General features: G+C 63.0%; 27 protein-coding genes. 13 read left to right on the top strand and 14 right to left on the bottom strand.

Annotated elements, in window-relative coordinates; translation table 11 throughout:
- Positions 1-48: 48 nt before the first annotated feature.
- Positions 49-921 (bottom strand): pyridoxal kinase PdxY, encoded by an 873-nt coding sequence (gene pdxY / locus QRN10_RS11790; protein WP_181077620.1) that lies wholly within the window; start codon positions 919-921, stop codon positions 49-51.
- Positions 922-1038: 117 nt separating this feature from the next.
- Here pdxY and QRN10_RS11785 point away from each other — a divergent pair, with 117 nt between their 5' ends.
- A complete protein-coding gene (locus QRN10_RS11785; protein WP_181077619.1) occupies positions 1039-1434 on the top strand; it encodes a DUF3301 domain-containing protein in 396 nt (131 codons plus the stop codon).
- Here QRN10_RS11785 and QRN10_RS11780 read toward each other — a convergent pair.
- From QRN10_RS11780 to zigA, 3 genes are read right to left on the bottom strand one after another with little or no spacing between them, the layout of a single operon-like run.
- Positions 1428-2390: a CobW family GTP-binding protein gene (locus tag QRN10_RS11780; protein WP_285428448.1), complete on the bottom strand. Its 963-nt coding sequence runs from the start codon at positions 2388-2390 to the stop codon at positions 1428-1430. The two genes, QRN10_RS11785 and QRN10_RS11780, sit on opposite strands and share 7 nt — an antisense overlap.
- A gap of 44 nt (positions 2391-2434) precedes the next feature.
- Positions 2435-3079 (bottom strand): DUF1826 domain-containing protein, encoded by a 645-nt coding sequence (locus QRN10_RS11775; RefSeq protein WP_285428446.1) that lies wholly within the window; start codon positions 3077-3079, stop codon positions 2435-2437.
- Entirely contained in the window at positions 3079-4287 is a 1209-nt protein-coding gene (zigA, locus tag QRN10_RS11770) for a zinc metallochaperone GTPase ZigA (protein WP_285428445.1), read from the bottom strand. Before zigA ends, QRN10_RS11775 begins: the two co-directional genes overlap by 1 nt.
- Before the next feature lie 136 nt (positions 4288-4423).
- Here zigA and QRN10_RS11765 point away from each other — a divergent pair, with 136 nt between their 5' ends.
- Positions 4424-4792 carry a glutamine synthetase gene (locus QRN10_RS11765; RefSeq protein ID WP_253509822.1) on the top strand — a complete coding sequence of 123 codons (369 nt, stop codon included), beginning with the start codon at positions 4424-4426 and terminating at the stop codon, positions 4790-4792.
- On the opposite strand, the gene QRN10_RS11760 is transcribed toward QRN10_RS11765, so the two are convergent.
- A complete protein-coding gene (locus QRN10_RS11760) occupies positions 4789-6000 on the bottom strand; it encodes an N-acetylmuramoyl-L-alanine amidase (RefSeq protein ID WP_285428444.1) in 1212 nt (403 codons plus the stop codon). The two genes, QRN10_RS11765 and QRN10_RS11760, sit on opposite strands and share 4 nt — an antisense overlap.
- 128 nt (positions 6001-6128) lie before the next feature.
- Here QRN10_RS11760 and folE2 point away from each other — a divergent pair, with 128 nt between their 5' ends.
- The 4 genes from folE2 to QRN10_RS11740 are packed head-to-tail and all read left to right on the top strand — an operon-like array spanning position 6129 to position 9440.
- On the top strand, positions 6129-7019 hold the full coding sequence (folE2, locus tag QRN10_RS11755) for a GTP cyclohydrolase FolE2 (protein ID WP_285428443.1): 891 nt from the start codon (positions 6129-6131) through the stop codon (positions 7017-7019).
- On the top strand, positions 7016-7684 hold the full coding sequence (locus QRN10_RS11750) for a metal ABC transporter ATP-binding protein (protein ID WP_253509825.1): 669 nt from the start codon (positions 7016-7018) through the stop codon (positions 7682-7684). The genes folE2 and QRN10_RS11750 overlap by 4 nt, the downstream gene beginning before the upstream one ends.
- Complete coding sequence (locus tag QRN10_RS11745; RefSeq protein WP_285428442.1) at positions 7684-8550, top strand: metal ABC transporter permease; 867 nt, start codon at positions 7684-7686, stop codon at positions 8548-8550. The genes QRN10_RS11750 and QRN10_RS11745 overlap by 1 nt, the downstream gene beginning before the upstream one ends.
- 11 nt (positions 8551-8561) lie before the next feature.
- Positions 8562-9440 (top strand): metal ABC transporter substrate-binding protein, encoded by an 879-nt coding sequence (locus tag QRN10_RS11740; protein ID WP_253509827.1) that lies wholly within the window; start codon positions 8562-8564, stop codon positions 9438-9440.
- Positions 9441-9453: 13 nt separating this feature from the next.
- Here the strand turns inward: QRN10_RS11740 and QRN10_RS11735 are convergent, their stop codons facing one another.
- On the bottom strand, positions 9454-9975 hold the full coding sequence (locus tag QRN10_RS11735; protein WP_181077602.1) for a DUF3617 domain-containing protein: 522 nt from the start codon (positions 9973-9975) through the stop codon (positions 9454-9456).
- Between the two features lie 131 nt (positions 9976-10106).
- On the opposite strand from QRN10_RS11735, the gene cls reads away from it, so the two are divergent.
- Entirely contained in the window at positions 10107-11546 is a 1440-nt protein-coding gene (cls, locus tag QRN10_RS11730) for a cardiolipin synthase (protein WP_181077600.1), read from the top strand.
- Between the two features lie 62 nt (positions 11547-11608).
- On the opposite strand, the gene cfaB is transcribed toward cls, so the two are convergent.
- The 8 genes from cfaB to hflK (QRN10_RS11690) form a co-directional block, all read right to left on the bottom strand.
- Positions 11609-12793 (bottom strand): C17 cyclopropane fatty acid synthase CfaB, encoded by a 1185-nt coding sequence (cfaB, locus tag QRN10_RS11725; protein ID WP_285428441.1) that lies wholly within the window; start codon positions 12791-12793, stop codon positions 11609-11611.
- An 86-nt stretch (positions 12794-12879) separates the two neighbouring features.
- Positions 12880-13668, bottom strand: a complete 789-nt coding sequence (locus tag QRN10_RS11720) for an HvfC/BufC N-terminal domain-containing protein (protein ID WP_266245173.1) — start codon at positions 13666-13668, stop codon at positions 12880-12882.
- A complete protein-coding gene (gene bufB / locus QRN10_RS11715) occupies positions 13659-14504 on the bottom strand; it encodes an MNIO family bufferin maturase (protein WP_285428439.1) in 846 nt (281 codons plus the stop codon). The genes QRN10_RS11720 and bufB overlap by 10 nt, the downstream gene beginning before the upstream one ends.
- A gap of 65 nt (positions 14505-14569) precedes the next feature.
- Complete coding sequence (bufA2, locus tag QRN10_RS11710) at positions 14570-14821, bottom strand: BufA2 family periplasmic bufferin-type metallophore (protein WP_181077593.1); 252 nt, start codon at positions 14819-14821, stop codon at positions 14570-14572.
- Between the two features lie 117 nt (positions 14822-14938).
- A complete protein-coding gene (locus QRN10_RS11705) occupies positions 14939-16825 on the bottom strand; it encodes a cation-translocating P-type ATPase (protein WP_285428438.1) in 1887 nt (628 codons plus the stop codon).
- Positions 16822-17856, bottom strand: a complete 1035-nt coding sequence (hflK, locus tag QRN10_RS11700) for a protease modulator HflK (RefSeq protein WP_285428437.1) — start codon at positions 17854-17856, stop codon at positions 16822-16824. The genes QRN10_RS11705 and hflK (QRN10_RS11700) overlap by 4 nt, the downstream gene beginning before the upstream one ends.
- The gene (gene hflC, locus QRN10_RS11695; RefSeq protein ID WP_181077641.1) at positions 17853-18845 is read right to left on the bottom strand and encodes a protease modulator HflC; all 993 of its coding nucleotides are present in this window, start codon (positions 18843-18845) and stop codon (positions 17853-17855) included. The genes hflK (QRN10_RS11700) and hflC overlap by 4 nt, the downstream gene beginning before the upstream one ends.
- 9 nt (positions 18846-18854) lie before the next feature.
- The gene (hflK, locus tag QRN10_RS11690; protein WP_285428436.1) at positions 18855-20777 is read right to left on the bottom strand and encodes a protease modulator HflK; all 1923 of its coding nucleotides are present in this window, start codon (positions 20775-20777) and stop codon (positions 18855-18857) included.
- 212 nt (positions 20778-20989) lie between these two features.
- On the opposite strand from hflK (QRN10_RS11690), the gene QRN10_RS11685 reads away from it, so the two are divergent.
- From QRN10_RS11685 to QRN10_RS11660, 6 genes are read left to right on the top strand one after another with little or no spacing between them, the layout of a single operon-like run.
- Positions 20990-21613 carry a CDP-alcohol phosphatidyltransferase family protein gene (locus QRN10_RS11685; protein WP_181077586.1) on the top strand — a complete coding sequence of 208 codons (624 nt, stop codon included), beginning with the start codon at positions 20990-20992 and terminating at the stop codon, positions 21611-21613.
- A gap of 11 nt (positions 21614-21624) precedes the next feature.
- Positions 21625-23379, top strand: a complete 1755-nt coding sequence (locus QRN10_RS11680) for a bifunctional alpha/beta hydrolase/class I SAM-dependent methyltransferase (RefSeq protein ID WP_253509833.1) — start codon at positions 21625-21627, stop codon at positions 23377-23379.
- A 2-nt stretch (positions 23380-23381) separates the two neighbouring features.
- Positions 23382-24680 carry a phosphatase PAP2/dual specificity phosphatase family protein gene (locus QRN10_RS11675; protein WP_253509834.1) on the top strand — a complete coding sequence of 433 codons (1299 nt, stop codon included), beginning with the start codon at positions 23382-23384 and terminating at the stop codon, positions 24678-24680.
- On the top strand, positions 24670-25113 hold the full coding sequence (locus QRN10_RS11670; protein WP_253509835.1) for a hypothetical protein: 444 nt from the start codon (positions 24670-24672) through the stop codon (positions 25111-25113). The genes QRN10_RS11675 and QRN10_RS11670 overlap by 11 nt, the downstream gene beginning before the upstream one ends.
- Positions 25114-25122: 9 nt before the next feature.
- On the top strand, positions 25123-25743 hold the full coding sequence (locus QRN10_RS11665; RefSeq protein WP_253509836.1) for a lysophospholipid acyltransferase family protein: 621 nt from the start codon (positions 25123-25125) through the stop codon (positions 25741-25743).
- A 1-nt stretch (position 25744) separates the two neighbouring features.
- Positions 25745-26677: a phosphatidate cytidylyltransferase gene (locus QRN10_RS11660; RefSeq protein ID WP_017528659.1), complete on the top strand. Its 933-nt coding sequence runs from the start codon at positions 25745-25747 to the stop codon at positions 26675-26677.
- The last annotated feature ends 15 nt before the right edge of the window (positions 26678-26692 follow it).

Below are 26692 nucleotides of genomic sequence, written 5' to 3'. Positions count from 1 at the left end.
CATTCACCCTGTGGGAGTGGGCTTGCTCCCACAGTGGGCCCGGTGTGCTTACAGAGTGATGGGTGTCGCTTCGAAGCGAACGCGAGGATGGGCAATGCGGTCCTGGGCGCGCACCAGTTCCAGTTCATAGCTGGCGCAGGCCTGGGTCTCGAGCAGCACTTCGTGCACCGCGGCGGCGGTGAATTCAAAAGCCGCCAGCAAGCTGTCACCCAACAGCACACGCGCCAGGAACAGTCCCGACGTCAGGTCGCCCACCCCCACCGGCTGACGAGGGAAGGCCAGCAACGGCCGGCGCAGGTGCCAACTGGCGTCGGCGGTCACCAACAGCATCTCGAAACCATCCGGCAGCTTGCCGGGGTAATCCAAATGCTTGACCAATACGGCCTTGGGCCCACGCGCCAGCAACGCCTTGGCCATGGCGAGGCAATCGAACAGCGAGCGCGGCTTACGACCGGCGAAGCTGTCCAGTTCCAATTGGTTGGGGCACAGGAAGTCGGCCATCGCAGCAGCTTCGTCGAGCAGAAAATCGCTGACTTCCTGAGGCACGATGCAGCCTTTTTCCGGGTGCCCCATCACCGGGTCGCACAGGTAAAGAGCCTTGGGGTTGATCGCCTTGATGCGCGCCACGCCGCTGAGAATCGCCCGCCCCTGGTCCGCGCTGCCCAGGTAACCGGACAAAATGGCATCACAGTTACCCAGTTCACCGATGGCCGCAATGCCTTCCACCAACGCAGGAATTTGCTGCGGCGCCAACACTTCTCCCGTCCACTGTCCATACTGGGTGTGGTTGGAGAACTGCACCGTGTTGAGCGGCCAGACGTTCACCCCGACCCGCTGCATGGGGAACACGGCGGCGCTGTTTCCGGCGTGGCCAAAGACCACATGAGACTGGATCGCAAGCAGATGAGGGGTGCGTTTCATGCAGGGGGTTTCCGTAAAGCCATTTGGATTCTGGCCGCGCAGTATGCGACTAAACGCAGCCTGTACGACAGACCGGCGACGCAGTTAAGCTGCTCTCACTTTGTTGGAGTTCATCGCATGCTGACCCTGGGAAACATGTTCGTGTTGATGCTGCTGGCGACCGGTGCCGCCTGGGTGTGGCACAACCACGGCTTGCGCGAGCGCGCGCTGGAGCGGGTCAAGCAGCATTGCGCCAAGCTCGACGTCGAGCTGCTGGACGGCGCGGTGGCGCTCAAACGTATCGGTTTTGTAAAGGATGCCAATGGGCGGCGGCGCTTGGCGCGGGTCTACAATTTCGAGTTCACCGTGACCGGCGAGACCCGCCACCCCGGCACCATCACCCAGTTCGGCGCCCATAGCGCGCAGATCGAACTGGCGCCCTACCCGTTCGAGATCAAGACCCCCTTGCCCAGCGCCGAGATCATTGAGCTGAGCCAGTGGCGCCAGGACCACAGCACCAAGAACCGTCAGTAACGGCAGGCCGCCAATCCGGCCTGCAATGCCGCCACGTCCTGTGGCGTGCTGAAGATCAATTCCAGACGAGAATCACGGCGCCATTCACTGGCCTGCCACGCAAGCGCGCTGTTATCCAACGCATTGGCGCTGACCCAACCGTCACGGCTGTGGATAACCAGCTTGGCGCGCCGCCAGGCGAGATCTGCCAGCCACGCCGCCACGCGTTGAGTGTCGAATTGCTGGCTCGGATGCCAACGCCATCCCACACTCCAGTTGCCCTCCTGGGCCTGGCTCAAACAGATCGGCACGGTGGGATCGCGCCAGATCGCCGGCCGTTGGGCCAAGCCCTGGGGTTGGTCAACGTTATCCACAGCCACACCCGCGTGCTGATCCAACCCCGGTAGCCGAGCCAATGGCAGACGCGCCTGGTGGGTCCAGTAACGCGGGCAATCGGGTAGCCGCGCTTCAACCGCCTGGCGCTGCGCCGCGTCCAGACCTTCATCCTTGTTCAACACCAGCAGCCCGGCACCGGCCAGCGCTTCCTGTTGCGCCGCGGGCAGGGGTCTGCCCGCCGCCAAAGCCTGGGCATCCAGGACCAACACGCAGGGTTGCACCGTCAGCACGCCCTGCCAAGGTGCCTCACGCAACTGCTTGAGCACCTGCGCCGGATGGCCCAGCCCCGAAGGTTCGATAAACAAACGATGCGGCTGGGCCTTACGTAACAGACGGCCCAGGCCTACCTGGAACGGCGCACCGTTCACACAGCACAAACAACCACCGGCGACCTCGCCCAGGGCAATGCCGTCGTCATCCTGGCTCAGCAACGCGGCGTCCAGACCGATCTGGCCGAATTCGTTGATCAACACAGCCCAGCGCTCGCCTGGCGGGCGTTGGGCAAGCAGGTGCTTGATCAGGCTGGTCTTGCCGGCGCCCAATGGCCCGGCTATCACATGAGTGGGAATGTTCTGCAGCATGGAAGGCTTCATTCAGGCCATGGAGAGCGCTTGATCCTACGCGCTTATGCCAGCCAATCCAGCGTCAGAATCAAGCGGCGCTCACCGGCCTTCAATGCGGGCGAGCGATGAATCAGGCCGTGACCTTCGTTACCGTGCCACTTGCTGCCTTTGAGCAGGGCCACCTCGCCGCAGTGGATCTGCTCAATGCGCGCGGTGGGCTCGGCGGCGGGTTGACCCAATCGGCGGCGGTCCATGATGCCTTCACGCAACCATTGGCTGCCAATCCCCGCATAGGTAGTGATCAGCCGCACCGGTACATGGTCGACGTGAAACCTTGGGCACATGGCTTTATCCAACAACCGCAGGCGCACCCCGATGCGGTGGGCACCGAGCAGGCAGGCAAAGGCGCTGACCAGCCATGACACATCGGCGATGAACCCTTCGTAGCCTTCAAGATCACGGCAATTGGCCGCCAGCCCCTGCAAGTTCGGCACCGCCTCCTCACTGCCGAGTTCCACCACCCACGAATCGGCCACGGGCTCGTTGAGCGCCACCAGCAAGGCGCCGAATTCGGCGATATGCAGCGGCAATTGGCGCTGCCACAGGGCCAGGTTCACCCCGTCTTCAAGGATGTCGGACAGTGCCAACGGGGTTTCGCCGCGAGTCTGGCGAATCAATGGGCGCAAGGGCGTCAATGCAGACAGCATCAGGCGGCGACCTCCTCATACCAGGGGCCAAAAGGGTCGGCCAGCAAGCGCCATCCCTCGACACCCAGGGCCATTTCATCATCGGTGAGCAAGCACGCATCCAACTCGGCGCGCAGTCGGGCAAAGTCGATGTGCTGTCCGATAAACACCAGTTCCTGACGGCAATCGCCGCTGCCCGGCTGCCAATTGCCCATGATTGCCGCAACGCTTTCCTCGTCCTGCGGCCATTGATTTTTCGGCACGAAACGCCACCAGCGCCCGGCGAAGCCATGGCGCATCAAGCCACCGGCCTGGGACCAGCTGCCTGCATCCTGGTGTTTGCTGGCCAGCCAGAAAAAGCCCTTGGAACGCAGCAATTTCCCGTTGACCCACGGGCGATCGATAAAGTCGTAGAAACGCTGCGGATGAAACGGGCGCCGCGCACGATAAGCGGTGGACGCGATGCCGTACTCTTGGGTTTCCGGTACATGCTCGCCGCGCAATTGCTGCAACCAGCCGGGTGCCTGGGCGGCGCGTTCGAAGTCGAAGCGCCCGGTATTGAGGATCTGCTCCAGCGGCACCTCACCCATCACCATCGGGATGATCCGGGCCTGAGCGTTGAGGCGTTCAAGGATCGCCATCAGTTCCTCGCGCTCGTGCCGGCTGATCAGGTCGATCTTGCTGATCAGGATCACGTCGGCGAATTCGACCTGCTCAATCAGCAGGTCGGTGATCGAACGTTCGTCCTCGTCACCCAGCGTCTCACCGCGCGAGGCCAGGCTTTCGGCGGCCTGGTAGTCGAGCAGGAAGTTGATGCCGTCGACGACGGTGACCATGGTGTCCAGCCGCGCGATATCGGCCAGGCTTTGCTGGTTTTCATCGCGAAAAATGAAGGTTTCGGCCACCGGCAGCGGCTCGGAAATACCCGTGGATTCGATCAGCAGGTAATCGAAGCGCCCGTCCCTGGCGAGTTTGGTCACCTCCTCGAGCAAGTCTTCACGCAAGGTGCAACAAATGCAGCCGTTGCTCATCTCCACCAGTTTTTCTTCGGCGCGGTTGAGCGTGACGTCGCGCTGCACTTCGCTGCCGTCGATGTTGATTTCGCTCATGTCGTTGACGATCACTGCCACACGCAAGTTGTCGCGATTGCGCAGGACGTAGTTAAGCAGCGTACTTTTACCGGCGCCGAGAAAGCCGGAAAGCACGGTAACGGGGAGACGATTGGGCATCAGGTCATTCTCATCAGGCCGCCCGTTCGAATCGGGCTGTTGTTAATGTTATAGTATAACAACACAAATAAGCCAACCCTCTTGCTCGTCCTGATGAAGACAGCAATGCTGGCGTCTGCCGATATCGAGATTCCTTATGAACTACTTGCTCTGCGGCCTCCTGCTGATCTTCGCGAGCCAGGCCAATGCCCAAGCGCCGACCTTGCTGGCCAATTGCACACGCAGCGCCAACCTGCTCGCCTGCGTAGACCCGTTGGGCAACGCCTACAGCGTGGCAACGGCCGGCAGTACCACATATCTGCGCGGCTTCGAGGTGATCGGGAAGCGCTACTGGGCGCAGACCAACAGCCGCTACGGGCAACTGACGTTCTTTACCGGGCTGGCGTCGGACGGTGAGGCGTGGGTCGGTTACACACGCCGGGTGGGTTGGACGACGGTCAATCGGTTTTCCAGCTCCGGCGGCGCCCGCGCTACTTTTACCTGCAGCCGCCTCACGGGTTGCTAGACGCGGGCGTTTTTCTGTTCCTGCATCCAGGCCATATAACTGTTTATCGGCGGGTTCTTCTGGAAGTAATTTTTCAGGCCCTCGAATAGCCCGTCAGCCACAGCCTGCTGATGACGTGCGTTCACCAATCGTTGCGCGTCCTGAGCGTTGGAAATAAAACCGGTCTCTACCAGGATCGACGGTACGTCTGGAGACTTGAGCACTGCGAACCCAGCCTGTTCCACGCGTTTCTGATGCAGCGACGTGATGCTCTGCAGGCTGCCCAGTACCGAACTGCCCAATTGCAGGCTGGAAGCGATGGTGGCGTTCATCGACATATCGAGAATCACCCCGGCCAGCATCGGGTCTTTGTCCTTGAGATTGAGCAGCGTGGTGGCGCCCAGCAGGTCCGCGCCGTTTTCACGCTGGGCCATAAACCGCGCCGTGGCGGAGGTGGCGCCGCCTTCGGACAACGCGTACACCGAAGCGCCTGACGCAGTCAGCCGTGGCGCAGCATCGGCATGCACCGAGATGAACATATCCGCTTTGTGTCGACGGGCGATATCCACGCGCTTGCGCAGCGGCACGAAGAAGTCGTCGTTGCGCACCAGCTTCACGTCAAAGCCCTTTTCGCGCTTCAAGCGCTTGGCCAGCTGTTGGGCGATGGACAACACCACGTCTTTTTCGCGCTGACCCTTGGAGCCGATGGCGCCGGGGTCCTTGCCGCCGTGGCCGGGGTCGACCACTACGATGATGTCGCGCTTGGGATGGGCTTTGTCCACCGGCGCCACCCAGGGCACCGGTTCAACCGCGATTTGACGGGGCGCCTGGGTGGCGCGGGTCAGGTCCAGCACCAGACGGTGCCCTTGGCCGTCCTGGGGCGGCAGTACAAAACTGTTGAGCTGCATGGGCGCCGCCAGGTCCAGCACGATGCGTGTGTCGTTCCGGCCGAAATGCCCTGAGCGAATCGAGGTGATGCCGCTGTTTTGCAGCGCCAACTGCGAGAAGTCCCCACTGAGCCCGGCGCCGCTCAGGTCGATGATCAAACGCTCCGGCGCGGTCAGCGAGAAGGTCTTGTACTGCACCGGGCCGCTGAGGTCGAACACCAGCCGTAGCTTGTCGTCTGAACGCCACAAGCGCGCGTTGCGGATCTGCGTGGCGTGGACCGTGAACGGCAGGACGAAAAGTGGGCTGGCCAGGAGCAGGTTGAGAAGCTGACGTCTGTGCATGACAAGTACCGCGAATAGAGGAGCGTCCCTGCTCGACATGGCTGAACAAAGGCTGGCGTACAAATTTCATCGTCGATGAGATTGTTATACTATAACATGTCTAATTATTTCCAACGATGGACCCGCTTATGAACGCGCTGACTCTGCCGGACATTGCCGCGCAGGCTTCACGCCAAGCCTTGCCACTCGACTGGGTCGGCATGTGCGGCATTGCCCTGCCCATCCTTCTTGATAACCAGCGCCTGAGCGCCACAGCCGACGCCGGCGTCAGCCTGGACGATGGCACCGCACGCGGCATCCATATGTCCCGTTTGTATTTGGCTTTGGAGATGCTTGACCAGCAGCCGCTCACGCCTGCACTTCTGCGCACTGTACTGCAGCGTTTTCTCGACAGTCATGAAGGTTTATCTAAGAACGCTTATCTGCGCCTCAACGCCGATCTGCTGCTCAAACGCCCGGCGTTGGTCAGCCCATTGGCGGGTTGGAAGAGCTATCCCGTCAGCATTGAAGCGCAGCTGAAAAACCAGATGTTCCACGTGGAACTAAAAATTGACGTGACGTACTCCTCAACCTGCCCTTGCTCGGCTGCGCTCGCCAGGCAGTTGATTCAACAGCAATTTGTAGATGACTTCGCCAACAGGTCCTTGCAGCATGCAGAGGTGCTGACATGGCTAGGCAGCGCCAACGGCATTGTCGCCACGCCCCATAGCCAGCGCAGTAGCGCGCAGTTACACGTGCACCTGCAAGGTGAAAAGCTGCCGCTGCTGGAGCTGATCAATACGGTTGAAGCCGCCCTCGGCACTGCCGTGCAAACCGCAGTGAAACGCGCCGACGAGCAAGCCTTCGCCCTCGCCAACGGTCAGAACCTGATGTTCTGCGAAGACGCCGCTCGCCGCGTAAACCTCGCCTTGAAACGCTCGGACGCAATCAACGCCTTTCACCTCAAAGTGATCCACGCCGAAAGCCTGCACGCGCACGATGCCGTGGCTGAAAGCCGCTGGACGAGACACTCTGCATGATCACCTGCACCGCTTTACGCTGGGGCGCTCCCGGCCAACCGCTGACGCCACCTGTAGATTTCAACCTGGAAAAAGGCAGCCTCACCGGCGTGATCGGCGCCAATGGCACCGGCAAAAGCAGCCTGCTCAAGGTGATTGCCGGCCTGCAAAGGCCGCTGGCCGGTAAGGTCAGCGTGAACGTGCCGCGACGTGGCGGCCTGGCGTTCCTGCCGCAGCAACAGCACTTGGACCGCCAGTTTCCCATCAGCCTGCAGGAACTGGTCGCCGCCGGTTTCTGGGGCGTGCAACTCAGCCCGCAACGGCGCAGCCAGCGCCTGCAAGCCGTGCTTGAAGACTGGTGCCTCAGCGGCCTGGAACAGCGCCCGTTAATGGCCTTGTCCGGCGGCCAGTTGCAGCGCGCGTTGTTGGCCCGCATGAGCTTGTCGGAGTCGCCGGTGCTGCTGCTCGACGAACCCCACGCCGCTCTTGATGAAGAGGGCCAGGCGCTGTGCTGGAAACACATCCACGCCTGGCACGCGTCGGGCCGCACCTTGGTGGTGGTCTGCCATGACCTGGCATCCGTGCGCCATCACACTCAAAACGTGTTGCAGATCAAAAGCACCGGCTGCTTGTTGGGCCCGAGCAAAGAGCTCATCCGACCCCAGCCCCAGATGCAGGTGGCTTGATGCACTTCGCCGCCCACTTGTGGATGCCCTTCCTCGACTTCGTGTTTATGCGCCGCGCACTGATTGGCGGGCTGGTGCTGGCGTGCAGCACCGCGCCGCTGGGCGTATTCCTGATTCTGCGGCGCATGAGCCTGATCGGCGACGCCGTGGCCCACGGCATCCTGCCCGGCGCCGCCCTGGGGTTCTGGTTCGCCGGTTTGAGCCTGCCGGCGCTGACCCTCGGCGGGCTCGGTGCCGGCCTGGGCATGGCCGGGCTGTCGGCGTGGATCACCCGCCGCACTGGCCTGCGCGAGGACGCCAGCCTCGCCGCCATCTACCCCATTTCCCTCGCCGCCGGGGTGCTGATCCTCGGCATCGCCGGTAAACGCCTGGACCTGTTGCACCTGCTGTTCGGCTCCGCCCTGGCCGTGGATGAAACCACCCTCACCGGTATGTTGTGGGTGTCCGGGTTCAGCCTGATCGCCCTGGCGCTGATCTACAAACCGCTGCTGCTGGACACCCTCGACCCATTGTTCCTGCAAACCGTCAGCCGCCTCGGTCCCTTGGCTCATGGGCTGTTTTTGACCCTGGTGGTGCTGAACCTGGTGATCGGTTTCCAAGCCATCGGCGCGCTGATGGTGGTGGGGTTGATGATGCTGCCGGCCATCGCGTCACGGTTCTGGAGCCGACGCCTGCCGGTGTTGATCGCGGTATCGGCAGTGCTGGGATGCCTGTCGGTGTGGCTTGGCTTATTGCTGTCGTTCTACTACTCGCTGCCCAGCGGCCCTGCAATTGTGCTGGTGGCGGGTGCCGGGTACTTGTTGTCTGTGGTCTTCGGTCCGGTGCACGGTTTGCTGCGCCGCCCGCCCTTGCTGTCATCCCAATGAGGTGTTTGCCGATGCGCGCTCTACTCGTGCTGTTCAGTTTGTTGCTACCGCTGTCGATGGCCCAGGCCGCCGACAAACTCCAAGTCGTCACCAGTTTCAGTATTCTCGATGACATCACCCACCAGATCGGTGGCGACCACATCCAGATCAGCAACATGGTCGGCCCCGATGCCGATGCCCATACCTACGAGCCCACCCCGGACGATGCCAAGGCGCTGCTTAAAGCCAGGCTGATCATCAAGAACGGCCTGGGCTTCGAGCCGTGGCTGGACCGCCTGGTGGCGAGTACCGAAACCCGGGCCACCGTGGTCACCGCCAGCAAAGGCGTGATCTCTCACACCATGGAAGAGGACGGCGAAACCATCCCCGACCCGCACGCCTGGCACAACCTGGCCAACGCCGAAATCTATGTGAACAACATCACCAAGGCCCTGATAGCGGCCGACCCGGCAAACCAAGCCGATTACCAGCGCAACAGCCAAGCCTATCTGAAACAAATCTACCGCCTGCTGGCCGACGCCAAAACCAGGTTCGGCGCCCTGCCGCCGGGCAATCGCCGCATCGTCACCTCCCATGATGCCTTCGGTTACCTGGGCCAGGCCTATGGCATTCAGTTCCTCGCCCCCCAAGGTTTGTCCACCGAGCGGGAGCCTTCGGCAGCCGAAGTCGCCGCGCTGATTACGCAGATTCGCAAGGACAAGGTCAAAGCGGTGTTTATGGAGAACATCAAGGACGCGCGTCTGCTCAAGCAGATCGCCGACGAAAGCGGCGCGCAGATCGGCGGGACGCTGTACTCCGACGCCCTCGCCGCCGAAGGCCCGGCCAGCACCTTTATCGGTCTGTTCGAATACAACCTCAACACCCTGTGCAACACGTTGGGCAAGCCATGATCCGCAAGCCCCTTCAGGCGCGCGGCTTGACGGTACCGCAGTTGTTGCCCAGCCACTGAGCATGACTGTCCAGACTGCCCTTCTGCTGCACGCCCGTGGCGTTGAAGGTGCCGTTGACGGTGGTGGTGAATTCTTTCTGGCTCTGGAAAGTCGCCACGCCCGTGCCCTGGGCCTTCGGGCAACTGAAGCGGAATTTCCACTGGTTGCCGGTCTTGTCGGTCACTTCCTGGCGGCAGCCCGACTGCGGGTCGGTCAAGGGGATCGAATCGGACGCCACCTGCGCCGGGGTCAGGCATACCTGCACGCCTTTACCGGCCATGGTAATGCCCTGTTTTTCCAGCATGGCGCGCTGTTCAGGGGTCATCTGTTGCTTGAGCTGGCCGAGGATCAGCGACAGGTCCGGCAACTCCTGGTTATCGACTTTCATATTGCTGGTGGTCACTTCCCACAAGCCCGGCGCCAGCATCTGGGCCTGCGCCGCCAGGGGCAACGACAAACCAACAACCATGGTCATACACAGCAGACGAGCATTCATCGGGTAACTCCTGGGTAAAGGTGGAGCGTTAGACGCCGCAAAACAGCCAGTGTTGCACGGCAAATAAAATAGCGACATTCGTGACCGAACATGGTCTGTTAGGCACTGGATTGCCTGGAGTAACGTCGTCCATGGATTTTTTTGGCCCGCACCTGCTGGCGTACTTTATCGCCACCCTGCACTTCTTCGGCACCCTCGCCGCGATCCATGCGGTGCTGACCGTGCGGACCGCCCAAGGCTCCATCGCCTGGGCCTTGTCACTGATGTTTATGCCGTACCTGACCCTGATCCCTTACCTGATTTTCGGCCGCAGCACCTTCGATGCGTATATCCACGCGCGCCGCCAGGCCAACCAGGAAATGCACAGCGCCATCGCCGCGCTCAATTGGCGCCCGTGGGTCGAAGAGGCCCTGGCCGCACGCCACTCCAGTGCCTACGCCTCGTTGCGCGCCATGCCCAAGCTGGGCCGCATGCCGTGCCTGGCCAACAACCAAGTGCAGTTGCTGGTCAATGGCGAGGCCACCTTCAGCGCGATCTTCGAAGCCATTCGCAACGCCAGAACGGCCGTGCTGTTCCAGTTTTTCATCATTCATGACGACGAACTCGGCCGGCAATTACACGCGCTATTGAAGGAGAAAGCCGCACAGGGCGTGGCCATTCACGTGCTGTACGACCGCATCGGTAGTCACGCCCTGCCCCATCACTATGTGCAATCACTGCGTGACGCGGGTGTACAGATCAAAGCCTTCGCCACCCGCAGCGGTTGGCTCAACCGCTTCCAGGTCAACTTCCGTAACCATCGCAAGATCGTGGTGGTGGACGGCATCACGGGGTTTGTCGGTGGGCACAACGTGGGGGACGAATACCTGGGCAAGAAGCCGCCGCTGGCACCGTGGCGCGACACCCATGTGCAAGTGACCGGTCCGGTGGTGGCGTGCCTGCAGGAGTCATTTGCCGAAGACTGGTTCTGGGCTGCACGGGAACTGCCGCCGCTGATCCTGCCGGACGCCTACCCCGAAGACGGCGTGCTTTGTCAGCTGCTGGCCAGCGGCCCGGCCGACGCGTATGAAACCTGCTCGCTGTTCTTCGTCGAAGCGATTCACGCCGCCGCCGAACGCGTGTGGATCACCAGCCCGTATTTCATTCCCGATGAAGCGGTGTTCGCTGCCCTGCGTCTGGCGGTGTTGCGCGGCGTCGATGTGCGCCTGCTGCTGCCATCGCGCCCCGACCATCGCATCGTCTACGCCGCCTCCAGCCTGTACGCCATCGAAGCCGTGCGCGCCGGCGTGCGAGTGTTCCGCTACACCCCCGGCTTTCTGCATCAGAAAGTGGTGCTGGTGGACGGCGAAATCAGCGCCATCGGCAGTGCGAACATGGACAACCGTTCGTTCCGCCTGAATTTTGAAGTGATGCTGCTGACGGTCGACGAAGCCTTCGCCCAGCAGGTGGAGCACATGTTGCTCAACGACTTTGCCCAAGCCCATGAGGTCAGCCAGGAAGAAAGCCTCGAAACCCGCCGGTTGCAACACCTGGGGATGCGCATTGCGCGCTTGATCTCACCGATTCTCTAACAGCCAACACGGTAGAAAAACTGTGGGAGGGGCTTGCCCCCTCCCACATCTGCCCCCCTGGTTCAGCGGTAGATATCTTCCCGCGTCCACGGCAGTTCATGGCTGCCGTCGGCATGAGGTTTGACCGCCAGGATCTGGTGCAGGTTGATCCAGCCCCGCGCGAACGCATAGGCACAGCCCGCCAGGTACAGCCGCCAGATGCGCAATGCCTGCTCCGGCACCATCCTGGACGCCGCATCCAGGTTGTCTTCAAGGCGCTCGCTCCAGTGGTCCAGCGTGCGCGCGTAATGCAGGCGCAGGCTTTCGACGTCGACCACCTCCAGCCCCACTTCACTGAGCTCGGCGGTCATCATTGCCAGGTGCGGCAGTTCGCCATTGGGAAACACGTAGCGCTCGATAAACTCACCCGCACCACGCCCAACCGGGCGGCCGTCGGTATGTTTGGCCGTGATGCCGTGGTTCATCACCAGGCCACCTTCGCGCACAGCGCCGAACAAGGTCTTGCAGTACTGCGCCAGGTTGGCGTGGCCGACGTGTTCGAACATGCCTACGCTGACCACTTTGTCGAAGCGGCCATCCTGGGGCAGGTCGCGGTAGTCGAGCAGTTGCAGGTCGATCTGATCCTGCAGGCCCTCGGCCTCGACCCGCTCCCTGGCCAGTTGCAGTTGCTCCTTGCTCAAGGTAATGCCGAACACCTTGACCCCGAACTCCCGCACCGCGTAACGCGCCAGTCCGCCCCAGCCGCAACCGACATCCAGCAGGTACTCGCCCGGCTGTAACCGCAGCTTGCGGCACAGGTGGCGGAATTTGTCCTGCTGGGCCTGGTCGATGGATTCGCTGCCGGTTTCGAAATAACCGCAGGAGTACGCCATGTCCTGATCCAGCCACAGCTGGTAGAAGGCATTGGACAGGTCGTAATGGTAGGAAATGGCCGCCGCGTCCGTGGCCTTGTCGTGAATCGAGCGCACCGGACGACTGCCTTCGTCGTCATCCACCAGCGCGTGACTTAACTCGTCGCACACCCGGATCACTTCGGTGATGGAGCCCTCAAGCTCCAATTTGCCCACCACAAAGGCTTCGCCCAAGGTATCGAGCGTGGGATGGGAAAGCTGAGGCACGACCGTGGGGTCCTTGACCACGATGGTGACGCTGGGCTCGGGGCCCAAGTTGAATTCATGGCCATCCCAGAGTCGAAGACGCAGCGGCAGCTGAAGATTCTGTAAGGCCGGTGGAAGTTGCGCGAGCATGAGTAGTCCCCCCTTGTTTCAGACGTCTGCTGTGAGGGTAGACCATCCCAAGACGAGTAGGAGGCTATCGATTCCATCGAGCACGACTATGGGTCTCGACGCTGCAGCAACCCTTCCTGGACCCACTGTTTCAGCCACGTAACAGCCTGCAGCGGGGCACCCTCTGCATAAGTGACTTCCAGTTCGGCGCACAGTTCGCCAAAGCACCAACCGGTCGTCACCATGCCGGCCAGGGCGCAGGCTTGCGCAACATCCAGGCTGCGATAGCGGCATACCTGTTCGTGGCGCCAGACCAGGCAAATCTGCGCAGGGTCCATGGCCTGGCTGCCGGGGAAAGTCGTCTCGTCCTTGCTGGCGCGCCAGATTGCCACCGAGTTGAAATGACACAACAGCTGTTGCACAGACGGAACCAGCGCCACGCGCAAGCCAGGCCAAGCCTCAGGCGCCAGCCCGGCCAACTCCGCGAGGCTCAGCGGTTCGCCCTCAGGCGCATCGAACGCCAGGGTAAAGGCCCACTCCAACCGCGCCAGTTCGGCCAGTGGCGCGCTGTGCTGCGGCACCAGGTGCTCCAGGATAAACGCGGCGAACCGCGCGCCGAGCCAACGCAGGCTGTAATGCGCGGACGGGTAGCGGCGCACATAGGCGTCGGCCAGTGCGGCGAATTCGTCATCCCCCAGCCAGTAACGAATGGCGCTGAAGTCATGCCGCAGCACTTCCTGCAACCGAGCACGGTAGGCGTTGTGATAAATCGCCAGGCCCGTATCCACATCCAGGGTCGGCCCGCCGCGCAACGTGGCGGCAAACCCAGGCTCAAGCGCCGAGTTATCAGCCAGCAGGTGCTGCTCGAACGCCAACTGCCAATCGATCAGGCGCATAGGGCTCTCCTGGCCAGGGCCGATGCTCCCAGCTCACGGGCCTTATCCAACTCGTCGAGCAACTCATGAAAGGGTGGGAAACGGTCATCGCGTTCCAGTAACGTCGATACCGGCCCGATGTGTTCCAGCGTCTGTTGATACAGCGCCCACACGGGGTCGCACACCGGATGATCATGGGTATCGACCACATAGTCGCCATAGTCCAGGTGCCCGGCCAAATGCAGTTGGCGAATGCTCTGCGGCGGCAGGTTGCGGATGAAGGTCCAGGCGTCGAAACCATGATTACGCGCACTGACGTAAACGTTGTTCACGTCCAGCAATAACTGGCACCCCGACAAATGGGCCAGGGCGTTGAGGAATTCCCACTCGGTGAACTCGTCCGATCGGGCGCGCACGTAACTGGAGACATTTTCCAGCACCAGCGGCCGTTGCAGAATGTCCTGCACCTGACGAACGCGGCCAGCCACGTGGTAAAGGCTTTCTTCGGTGTAGGGTAAAGGCAGCAGGTCATGCAAATGGTGCGCGTTGCCGCGGCTCCAGCACAGGTGATCGGACACCCACGCCGGCTGGATGCGCTCGGCGAGCTGTTTAATCTGCTTCAGGTAATCGAGATCGAGGGCATGAGGCCCGCCGATCGACAGCGATACGCCGTGCATCACCACTGGGTAGCGCTCGGCAATCGCGTCCAGGTAATACAAGGCTTTGCCGCCCTGGACCAGGTAATTTTCGGAAATCACTTCGAACCAATCCACCGCAGGCGATTGCTCAAGGATCTGTTCGTAATATTCGTTGCGTAACCCCAGGCCGTAGCCCAGGAAAGGAAGCGAGGTGGCCATCGTGGACTCCAGGAAAAGTGTCCGCAGCGGTCGCAAAACACGCTGCGGTAACACCCGGCTTGCGCTTATTCGCCGACTTTGCCGCCAGCCTTATCGCATTCAGCCTTGGTCATGGTCTTGAAACCGTGGCCCTTGCAGACAGCCTGGCCCTTGCAGGCGTTTTCCGCAGTCTTGCAGTCGTTCATGCCTTTGCAGGCAGTGACGCCGTAGCAATGAACCGGCGCGTCAGCCGCTTGTGCCTGGGTGGCAACACCGGCAAACAGGGAAGCGGCAGCGATAGCCAGGGCAGCGCCGGAAACGGCTTGTTTGATATTCATGGGGTCATCCTCATTGTTCAGTCGTGGCGTCGGCCGGGCAGAGTGCTCGGTCCTGACACGCCACTAGAGTGAGGCCCCCCATCGGCGTTACAGCCACTCGCATCTTTTCCTGAAAATTTATTCTTCCGGTTTCAGCAACGGCTCCTGAAACCGCAGCAAGCGCCCGGCATTGCCCAGTACCAATAACGTGCTGAGGTTATGCAACAGCGCCGCAATCATTGCCCCCGCTGCGCCCAACCAGCCGAAGGCCGCGAACACGACGATGGCCAGCGTCCAGCCCAGGCCGATGATCACATTGACCTGCAGCGTCTGCCGGCACTGGCGACTCAAGCGCACACAGGTGCCCAAGCGACGCAGATCGCTGCCGATCAGTACCACGTCCGCCGAGGCCAGTGCGATATCCGCCCCGCCCGCGCCCATGGCCACGCCGACCACGCCGGCCTTGAGTGCCAGGCTGTCGTTGATGCCATCACCCACCACCATCGGCCGGAAGCCGCTATCGATCTCGGCCAGCACGCGGTTGAGCTTGTCCTCCGGCAGCGCCTGGGCGGCGACATCGCTGATGCCCACATCCAGCGCCAGGCTGTCAGCGACACTCTGGCGGTCGCCGGTGAGCAGCAATTGACGCCCAAGGCCCAGCTCGCGCAGCTCTTGCAGGGCCTGGCGGGCCTCCGGTTTGATGCTGTCGGCCAGCAGCAGCCAGGCGAGGAATTGCCCGTTCAGCGCCAGCCCGGCGATCGGCCCGTCATGGGTCGGCACGGCACTGGTCACGATGCCCAATTGCTCGAACAACTCAGGGCGCCCCAAGGCCGCTTCGCCCTCCTCGGTCTGTGCCACTACCCCAAGGCCCTGGCGTTCGCGGATGTCGGTCAACACCCGCATCTGTTCCTGCGTCGCCAACCCCGCCAACGCCCGGCTGACCGGGTGGCTGCTGGCCGAGCCCAGGCTGGCTGCCAAATTCAGCAACACTTGCCGATCAGGCGCAGTGGTTTCGATGGATTGCAGGCGCAGGGTGCCAAAGGTCAGGGTGCCGGTCTTGTCGACCACCAGGGACGTCAGGTCCGCCAACTCCTCTAGAAATGCCGAGCTGCGAATCAAAATCCCATGGCGCGCCGCCACGGCAATCCCGGCAATCGCCGTGGCCGGCGCCGACAACACCAACGCGCACGGGCACGCCGCCACCAGCACGGCGAGCATCGCCTGGGCGTCGTTGGTCACAAACCAGGTAACGGCCGCCAACAGCAGCACCAGCACCATGTAACTGCCCGCATAGCGCTCCAGCAGCCGCGTGATCGGCGGCTTGGAGCGTTCCGCGTTCTGCATCAATGCAATGACTTTGCCCAAGGTCGACTCATGACCGGTACGCGTCACTTCAAGACGCAACAAGCCATCTAGATTGATCGCCCCGCCGAACACCTGCACACCGGCGCTGACCTCCAGTGGCACCGATTCACCAGTGATCGGCGCCGTGTCCAGGCTGGCCTGGCCCGACAGCACCACGCCATCGGCCGGTACCCGGTCACCGGCGCGCACTTCGACGATATCGCCGGTGTTCAGTGTGCCGTTGTCCACTTCCTGAACGCTGCCGTCAGCCTGCACAAGGCGCGCGTGGCTGCGGGTCAGTTTGCCCAGGGCATGGATCGCTTCCTGAGAGCCGATCACACTGCGCTCCTCCAGCACATGGCCGAAGATCATGATGATCGGCAGCAACGCAGCGGTCAGCAGGTCGCCGGTGGCCCAGGCGCCGAGCATGGCCAGGGCGATCAGTTGGTCGGTGATGCCATGCAGGCTGGGAAAACGCAGGCTGTACCAGGCCGAACGCATCACCGGCACCGCCACCAGCAGCGAGGCGACGCCCAGCAGCAGTTGGCTCACACCACTCTGGTCCGGCGCCAGCCAGCGCCACACCAGCCCCAGTACCAACAAGCCCAGGGCCAGCATCGCCAGGGTCAACTGCCGGGCTGCGCTGCGCTGCTCGGCGGAGGTCAGCATCGCTGCGCTCATTGTTCGGCTCCCTGAATGATCAAGCGGGCGTCGTCTTTGGGGTCCACCGTGGTCACGGACCCGGCCTGGCCGAGCATCTTCGGCAAACGCTCGCGGTACAGGCGCAACAGCAGGCCCGGGTCTTTCACCTGCGCCAGGCTGGTCACCGTGGCGGTCTGCGCCTGGGCATTGGCCAGTCGTTCGCTGGCTTGGGCGTGCGCCACTTGCACCAGCCGGTCGGCCTGCTGGGTGGCGGCCTGGGTGAGTTTTTCAGCCTCGGTTCGCGCATTGGCCACGGCTTTATCAGCCTGCTGACTGGCAGTGAGCACCGCATTGAACGCATTCACCGCCGGCCCCGGCAGGCTCGATTGCACATCCACACGGGTGGCTTCGATGCCCAGGCCCAGCCCGCTGGCGGTCAACTCGGCCAAGCGTTTATTGATGCCTTGCACCAAGTCGCCGCGCAGGCGCTCGCGGCGTTCGGCGGCGCCGTTGTCGCTGCCGATCAGTTCCGGGCGGGCCACCAGGATCGTGTCCAGGTCTCGCGCCGCCGTCAGTGCCACCGCGCTGCGGGTCACCAGGCGATCCAGCGCCGGCAGCACATGGTCGCCGTGCAGCACAAAGGCATAGGGCTCGGTGACTTTGTAGAACACCCGCACATCCAGTTGCACCACGCCGGCATCACCGGTCAGCAGGTACCCGGAACCGGCCAGGGCGTCGCTGAGCGGCGTGGCGAAACTGGCCACCCGGTCGGCCTGGATCGCCGCGTCCGAGCGCAGCAGGCCTTCCACCCGGCGCTCGAGCACACGGTCCGCCGCCGGCAGCAACACCACCTGCTCGAACGGCTGCGGCCAGGCCAGCAACAGCCCGGCATTCTGGACGCGGTCCAGCCCGCCGAAGTGCAATACCACGGCGCGGTTCTGCGGGTCGATCTGGCGCACATTGGAAAACGCCCACGCCAACGCCGCCAGCACCGTCACCGCGTACAGCGCCATGAAGGTCAAGCGCCCGGCCTGGATCCAGGGGCTGTCCGGGCTGTCACGCTCGGTCATGGTTGAACATCCTTGGGCCCGTCCACCAGCGCGCGAAACGGCGCGGCATCGGTGCGCAGGATGATCTTGGTGCCTGGCGTGACTACCGTGCCCAGGGTGTCGAGCGAGCGCAGCAGGTTATACAGCTGCGGATTGCTGGCGTAGGCGCGTCCGTAAATCTGCGCCGCCTCGACCCGCGACTGCGCTTCGATATCGGCGGCCTTGACCGTGGCGTCCGCCTGCACGATCCGCGCGTCACGCTCGGCGGCCGAACGGATCTGCGCCGCTTCGCGCTTGCCCACGGCGGTGCGTTCGGTGGCGATGGTTTCCCGCTCGGCGCGCATGCGGTCGACGGTGGCGGTAAGGGTCACCGACGGCAAGGTCAGCCGTTCGACCCCGACCTGCGCGACGCGCACGCCGTAAGTGGCGAGCAATTGTTGATCGATCTGCTGACGCAACTGCGCCTCGAAGTCGGCGATACGCACCTGGCCGGCGTCGGTATTGACCAGGCTGGACAGGTCGAAGCTGGCGGCGGTGGTTTCCAGCGCCGAGCCGACAAACGTACGAATCTGCCGCGCCGCCTCATCCGGCTGGTTCTGCACCGCGCGCATAAAGCGCTGCACATGCTCGGCGTCGCCCTGCACCTGCCAGGCCACGTAGGCCTGCACGATGATGCGCAGGCCGTCGCGCGTGCCCACATCCTGCAAACCGCTGGAAGTGGTGCGCAGGCGCAGGTCTACCGGGATCGCTGCTTCGAACGGCGCCGGCCAGCGCCAGCCCAGGCCCGGTTCCAGCAACACCCGCGACGGGTTGCCGAACCGGGTGATCACCGTGGCCTCGCCGGAACGCACCTGCACCAGGCTCGCCGCCGCCAGCGCAAACAGCACCAGCAACACGGCCCAGCCCATACGCCGCCAAGGGAACGGGCCGCCGGCGTGCTCCTCGTCATGATGATGGTGGTGATGATGGCCGTGGTGATGACCGTGATCGTGAGAATGAGCGCTCAACAGACAGACTCCTTATTGCACGGCTTTACGCGGCGCAATGGGGTCGGCCGGCAAAGTGAAAGAACGCAGATCGATGGTCGGCGCGCCATCGGCGCCCAGACGGTGATCCAAAATGAGCAACTTGGCGTGGGCCAGGCCCTGACTGAGCTGGCTGAAATACTGCTCCAGCACAAATGCCCGGCCCGCCGTGGCGTAAGCCTTTTGTTCGGCCGTGAAACGCAGGTCGGCAGCCTGTGCCCCGGCATTCACTTCACGGGCGCTGGCCTGGGCCTGGTCGCGAGCGCTGCTGGCGCGCAGCAGGGCCTGGTTGGTCTGCTCGCTGGCGGCGCCGCGTTCGCGGGCGATCAGGGCCTGGGCGCCGATCTGTGCGGCTTGCACGGCGTGGTAAGCATTGGCGGCGCCGGCCGGTGGGTGGATGGCTTCCACCACCGTGGCGAGAATTTCTACTCCGCTGTCCAGGCGCTGCAAATCTGCCTGCACGGCACGGCCAATTTCATCCGCCAGGCGGGTGCGCTGCTCACCGAGCAATTCGTCGAGGGTGCGCGAGGCAAAATCGTGCACGAGGATACGGCTGGCGGTGCTGCGGATCAGCATCGGCACGTCCGCGCTGTTGTAGGTGGCGGCGAGCGCGGCCTGATCGCTGAGGCCGATGCGGTAGACGAAACGCACGTCCATATTGACGATTTGGAAGCCCTGAGTGTCGCCACGGCGGCTGGCGATGACTTGGGATTTGTCGTTCACATGGCTGGCGTCCCACAGGCGATTGGCGATCAGCGGCGGCGGGCCTTCGGCGGGCGCCGGCGCCGGGGCCGCAGCGTCGCTGGCACTGGTCGCCAGCTCATGCACCACGCCGTTTTCCACTGGCAACACACGCCCTAATGGCCACGGCAACCCGGTGTGCAGCCCGGGGCCGAACACCTCGACCGGTTTACCGAAGCGCTCATAAATCCCACGGCCTTGCAGCGGGACTTCATGCACGCCGGTCAGCGCCCAGCCGATCGCCAGAACCACCACCAGCACCGGCAAAAACGCCCGGCGCATGTAGGTAAACGCCCAGATCTGGCGCAGATCGATACCGAAGCGATTGTGCAATTCATGCTGCAACGCCAGCAACGGGCGCGGCGGCCAACGCAGCAGGCTGGCGATAAAGCTCTGCGCCATCAGGCGCGGCTCCCGCCGTGGCTGGCGCGGGCTGAACAGCGACAGCACGGCCCTGAACAAGAACTCCAGCGCCACCAGCGCCGGCAACAACCCCACGAGGGTCGCCAGACGCAGCGGCCATACCGATGCCTCACCGGCGAACAACAGGCAAACCGCGCTGACCACCAGGCAACTGATCGCCACCCGGCTCAACTGTGCCAACTGCGCGGCTTCGGGCCATTGCGCGGCGGTTTCCTGGGCCAGCCGACGCTCGAACACCAGCACGCCAAACGCCAGGGCCAATGCCAACGCGGCGCCGATGCTGGCGGACTGGCCGACTTGGGCGGCCGGTAACGCCAGGTTCCAAAACTCCGCGACGCTGATCAGCGCCAGCAGCGACCAGCCGCACAGCCACAACACCGGCGTACCGACCTGGGCCAGCAGCCCAGTGCCGAAACGCTCCAGCAACCGTGCAGACCAGCCGCTGGCCGCCCCGCCGGGTTCGACCGACTCAACGGTCGGCTCCAGCGCCTGCGCGCGCCAATCCGCCACCCACCACGCTGATTGCAACCCCGCCACCAGCACCAGCAACGCCGAGGCGCAATTGATCAGCACCACCGGCCAGATCGACAGCGGCGCAAACAGCGCGACAAACAACGCCAGCACCCAGCCGATCACCGCCAGCACCGTCAGGCTGATACCGGCCTGACGCAACCGCCGGGCATGGAACAGCCCCTGCTGAAAACGCGGCAGGCCCTCTACCGAAGCGCCGTCAGCTTCTAGATCCACTTGCATCCCAACACGCCCGCTCGTACACAATTCGTTACGATATAACACACAGCGTGAAATTTTTGTTCGGTAACCCCTGCTTCAAACATTGCCCACCCTTGACCTTCATTGCCGTCAGGAGCGTGATTAACCCCCCATAAACACACGCTATCGCTGGTGCAGGCCCGGAATAATCGGCACACTCCAGCGGGCTCACGGACAAGGAAGCGTCATCCCCCATGATTTCGATCTATCAGCTCAAACCGCGGTTTCAAAACCTGCTGCGTCCCCTCGTGCAGCGCCTCTACGACAACGGCACCACCGCCAACCAGATCACCGTGCTGGCCGGCATTATTTCGCTGCTCGTCGGCCTGTTGATTGCCGGCTTTGCCCAACACCTGTGGCTGTTTGCGCTGATCCCGGTGTGGATGATCCTGCGCATGGCGCTCAATGCCATCGACGGCATGCTCGCGCGCGAATTCGGCCAGCAATCGCGCCTGGGTGCGTACCTGAATGAGCTGTGCGACGTCATCGCCGACAGCGCCCTGATCCTGCCATTTGCGCTGATCCCCGGCGTCAGCCTGGCGGCGGTGCTGCTGGTGGCGTTACTGGCGGTGTTCAGCGAATACGCTGGCGTGCTCGGGCCGATGGTCGGTGCATCGCGCCGTTACGATGGGCCGATGGGTAAAAGCGACCGGGCCTTCGTACTCGGCGTGCTGGCCACCGGCGTGGCGCTCGGCTGGCTGGGCAGCGGTTGGGTCGACACACTGATGTGGCTGGTCGCCGCACTGCTGGCCTACACCCTGGTCAACCGCGTGCGCCAAGGCCTCAAAGAAGCTCAAACCACCTCCCCTTCTGCATAAAGGATTCTGCGATGCGCGAACAGCAACAGCACACCTTCAGTACCCATGATGGCGTCGAGCTTTTCTACCGGCACTGGCCGGCCACCGCCCCAGCGGGGGGTGAGCCGCGTAAGGCAATCGTGTTGTTCCATCGCGGGCATGAGCACTCGGGGCGTATCGCGCACCTGGTCGATGAACTCGACCTGCCGCAATTCGACTTCTTCGCCTGGGACGCCCGTGGCCATGGCCAGTCGCCCGGTGACCGCGGTGACAGCCCCAGCTTCGCCACCAGCGCGCGCGACGTGCAGACCTTTTGCGACCACATCGGCGGCGCCTATGGCATTGAGCAAGAGAACTTCGCCGTGGTTGCTCAAAGTGTCGGCGCGGTGATCGCCGCCACCTGGGTACACGATTACGCGCCGAAAATCCGCGCGCTGGTGCTCGCTTCCCCGGCGTTCAAGGTCAAGCTGTATGTGCCGTTCGCACGAACTGGCCTGGCCTTGATGCGCAAGTTTCGCGGCAACTTTTTCGTCAACAGCTACGTCAAGGCCAAGTTCCTCAGCCACGACCCGGAGCGCGTGGCGTCCTACGACAGCGATCCGCTGATCACCAAGGCGATTTCGGTGAATGTGCTGCTGGGCCTGTACGAAGCCGCCGACCGGGTGGTCGCAGACGCCCAGGCGATCCAGGTGCCGACCCAGCTGCTGGTGTCCGGCGCTGACTTCGTGGTGCATCGCAAACCGCAACAGCAGTTTTTCGACCGCCTGGGCAGCCTGAAAAAAGAACTGCACATCCTGCCCGGGTTCTTCCATGACACCCTCGGCGAACGCGACCGTGCGGTGGCGGTAAGCAGCGCCCGGCGCTTTATCCTAAAGAATTTCGAGCACCCGCTGGACCGCGCCTCGCTGCTGGACGCCGACAAACTGGGCGCCACGTGCGCCGAGTCCGAATCCCTGGCCGCGCCGCTGCCGCACAATTCCCCACGCGACCTGTACTGGCGCATGACCCGTGCGAGCATGGGTCTGGGCAAGAACCTGTCCGAAGGCGTCAAACTGGGTTTCGATACCGGTTTCGACTCCGGCAGCACCCTGGATTATGTGTACCGCAACACTCCCACGGGCAAAGGCGCCCTGGGGCGCATGATCGACGCCAACTACCTCAATTCCATCGGCTGGCGCGGCATTCGCCAGCGCAAGTTGAACGTCGAAGAACTGCTGCGCCTGGCCATGGCCCGGTTGCGCGATGAACAGCGCGAGGTGCGCATCGTTGACATCGCCGCCGGCCATGGCCGTTACATTCTGGAGGCTTTGCAGGGTGTATCGCCGCTGCCGGAATCGATCCTGCTGCGCGACTACAGCGACATCAACGTGCGCGACGGTGGCGCATTGATCCGAGAAAAAGGCCTGGGGGATATCGCGCAATTCGTGAAAGGCGACGCGTTCGACCGCCTGGATTTGGCGGCGCTGACCCCTGAACCGACCCTGGCGGTGGTGTCCGGGTTGTACGAATTGTTCGCCGACAACGGTATGGTCGGTGGCTCGCTGGCCGGTCTGGCCGAGGCAGTGGAGCCTGGCGGTTATCTGGTCTACACCGGCCAGCCATGGCACCCGCAGCTGGAGCTGATCGCCCGTGCGCTGACCAGCCATCGCCAGGGTCAGGCGTGGGTGATGCGCCGTCGCAGCCAGGCGGAAATGGACCAGTTGGTGGAAGCCGCCGGGTTCCGCAAGATCACCCAGCGCGTGGATGAATGGGGCATTTTCACCGTGTCCCTGGCACAGAAGATCTGACCATGCGCGAACCCGGCCTGTTAAAGCCTGCGGTCCTGTGGCTGCTGCTGCTGGCGCCGCTGTTTTTCAGCACCTACGGCTTTGCCACCTGGGTCACCAGCCAGCGCAGCGATGTGGGTACGCTGGTATTCGACTGGGAAAGCCATATGCCGTTCTGGGCCTGGACCATCGTGCCCTACTGGTCCATTGACCTGCTGTATGGCTTCTCCCTGCTGCTGCCCAACAGCCGCCATGAACTCAAACAACATGCCCTGCGCCTGCTGTCCGCCCAGATCATCGCCGTGAGCTGCTTTTTGATCTGGCCGCTGCGCTTCACGTTCGAGCGGCCGGAACTGGACGGCGTATTCGGCTGGCTGTTTGCCGTGCTGGCTGGCTTCGACAAGCCGTTCAACCAAGCGCCTTCGCTGCATATCGCACTGCTGGTGATCCTGTGGGTGATGTACCAGCGCCACACCCAAGGGGCGTGGCGCTGGGTGGTACATGGCTGGTTCGCCTTGATCGGTATTTCGGTACTGACCACTTATCAACATCACTTTATTGACTTACCCACAGGCGCCCTCGCCGGCTGGCTGTGCGTATGGCTGTGGCCGGTGGAACATCCCAGCCCGCTGTTGAATGCACGTTTGGCTCGCAACCCGAAACGTTGGCGGCTGGGGTTGCGCTACGGCCTGGGAGCCTTGGCCCTGGCGACAGCGGCCTTGAAGCTGGGTGGCGGCTGGTTATGGCTGCTGTGGCCAGCCGTGTCGCTGGGGTTGGTCAGTGCCAATTACGCCGTGCTGGGCGCTGTGGGGTTTCAGAAGCGCAGCGATGGCCGACTGACGCCAGCCGCGCGCTGGCTGTATGCGCCTTATCTGGCGGCGGCGTGGATAAATTCACGGCTATGGACACGCAAGCATCCACAGCCGGATCTTATTGTGGATAACGTCTGGCTCGGGCGAATACCCACGACGAGCGAGCAAACGTCTTTCAAGGCCATCGTCGACCTCTGCGCTGAGTTACCGATTTATCCACAGGGCCGGGCTTATCAATGCATCGCCGTCCTGGACCTGACTGCGCCCACACCCGCCGAATGCCTGCAGGCGGCCCAGGCCATTGAGCGCCTGCGCATCGAAGGTCCGCTGCTGGTGTGCTGTGCCCTGGGTTATTCGCGCAGTGCCACCGCTGTTGCGGCCTGGCTGCTGCACAGCGGCCGCGCCGCCACAGTAGATAAAGCACTGGCTATGATTGGTACAGCGCGGACCGAGGTGGTCCTGCACCCCGCTCATCGTTCAGCCCTTGAGGGTTTGGCCCATGCCCGCTGATATGGAACTTCAGGTCGTCGCCAGCCTGCTGCGCCGCGGCCGCTCCTTGGACCAGTTATCCACAGGCCTGACGCTGGTCGGGGTGTTATTCGGCCTGGCGCAGCTGTTGATGGTCAGCGTTTCACCCATCTGCCTGCTGCTCAGCCTGTGGATGATTCTGCTCGGGCTGCTGCAGAAGTACTGGGCGCTGCGGGTGGCCTTCGACGCCGACCTGTTCGACCTCCTGGCCCGCGACACCGAGCGTACCGTCGACCTCGACCAGGCTCTGCAGACTCTGGGCCTGCAATCGCCCAAGCGTGCCGGCCGGCCCTGGACCGAACGGCGTCGCGGCGCCCTCAAACTGCTGCGCAAACAAGCCTGGCTGCTGGGCGCTCAAACCCTGCTGACCCTGGCCGTGATCCTCACCAGCCCTTGGCTGCCTTTCGCCGGATAAGGAACCCCCATGTTCGAACCTGTGGTCGCCACGCTGATTACATCCATGGCCCGCACTGTCACGGGCGCTCGCAGCCTGTGGCTGGGTTGCGCGCCGGTGCCGGTGCAGCGCATCTATTTCGCCAACCACAGCAGCCACGGCGACTTCGTGCTCCTGTGGGCCTCGCTGCCGCAGAACCTGCGCAAGTTCACGCGCCCGGTGGCCGGCAGCGATTACTGGAATAAAAGCGCCCTGCGCCGCTACATCATCAACCGCGTGTTCAACGGTGTGCTGATTGATCGTGAGCGCAAAGAGCCTGTGGATAACCCTCTGCAACCGATGCTGGCGGCGCTGGAAGGTGGCGACTCGCTGATCATCTTCCCGGAAGGCACGCGCAATCTGGAGGACGGCTTGCTACCGTTCAAAAGCGGTTTGTATCACCTGGCGAAAAGTTACCCACAGGCCGAGCTGATCCCGGTGTGGATCGCCAACCTCAATCGGGTCATGCCCAAGGGCCGCGTCCTGCCGCTGCCCCTGCTGTGCACCACCAGCTTCGGTGCCCCCCTGCAACTGCAAGACGGCGAAGACAAGGCGCTGTTCCTCGCCCGCACCCGCGATGCCCTGCTCGCCCTTGCCCCGGAGCACTGCTGAGATGGATAGCCAAACCCTGATGTTGTTCGGCGGGATCGGCGCGATCCTGGTCCTGGCCTCGCTGATCGGCCTGATTCTCAAACTGCGCACCCGTGGCACGCCAAACGCGGTGATCGACAACCTCAACGCGCGCATCAACGCCTGGTGGGTCATGGTGGTGGTGATCGGTATCGCCTTCTGGCTCGGCACCGGCGCGGTAATCCTGCTGTTTTATGCGGTGTCGTTCTACGCCTTGCGCGAATTCCTTACCCTCACCCCCACCCGCCGCAGCGACTACCCGGCCCTGGTGGCCGCGTTCTACCTGGCCCTGCCGCTGCAATACCTGCTGATTTACTCGGACTGGTACGGGTTGTTCTCGATTTTTATCCCGGTGTACGTGTTCCTGCTGCTGCCGATCCTCGCGTCGTTAGGCGGCGACAGCACGCATTTTCTGGAGCGCGCGTCGAAGGTGCAGTGGGGCCTGATGATCGCGGTGTTCTGCGTGTCGTTCGTACCCGCACTGCTGACACTGGACATTCCCGGCTACGAAGGCCGCAACCTGCTGCTGATCGCCTACCTGGTGATCGTGGTGCAGTTGTCGGACGTGCTGCAATACGTGTGCGGCAAGCTGTTCGGCAAACATAAGATCGCGCCGAACCTGTCGCCGTCCAAAACCGTGGAAGGCTTCGTCGGCGGGATTCTGCTGTCATCCCTGATCGGCGCGGCGTTGTGGTGGACCACGCCGTTCAATCCGTGGCAGTCGTTTTTGATTGCGCTGCTGATCAACCTGCTCGGCTTCGCTGGCGGCATCGTCATGTCGGCGATCAAGCGTGACCGGGGCGTGAAGGACTGGGGACATATGATCGAAGGGCACGGCGGCATGCTGGATCGGCTGGATTCGGTGTGTTTCGCGGCCCCCATTTTCTTCCACCTCGTACGCTACTGGTGGACCTGACCCCCGCAAGCCGAA

It is taken from the genome of Pseudomonas sp. lyk4-R2A-8 (assembly GCF_030209095.1).
GTDB classification, from domain to species: domain Bacteria; phylum Pseudomonadota; class Gammaproteobacteria; order Pseudomonadales; family Pseudomonadaceae; genus Aquipseudomonas; species Aquipseudomonas quebecensis.
This window is presented reverse-complemented; position numbering and strand designations above follow the sequence as displayed.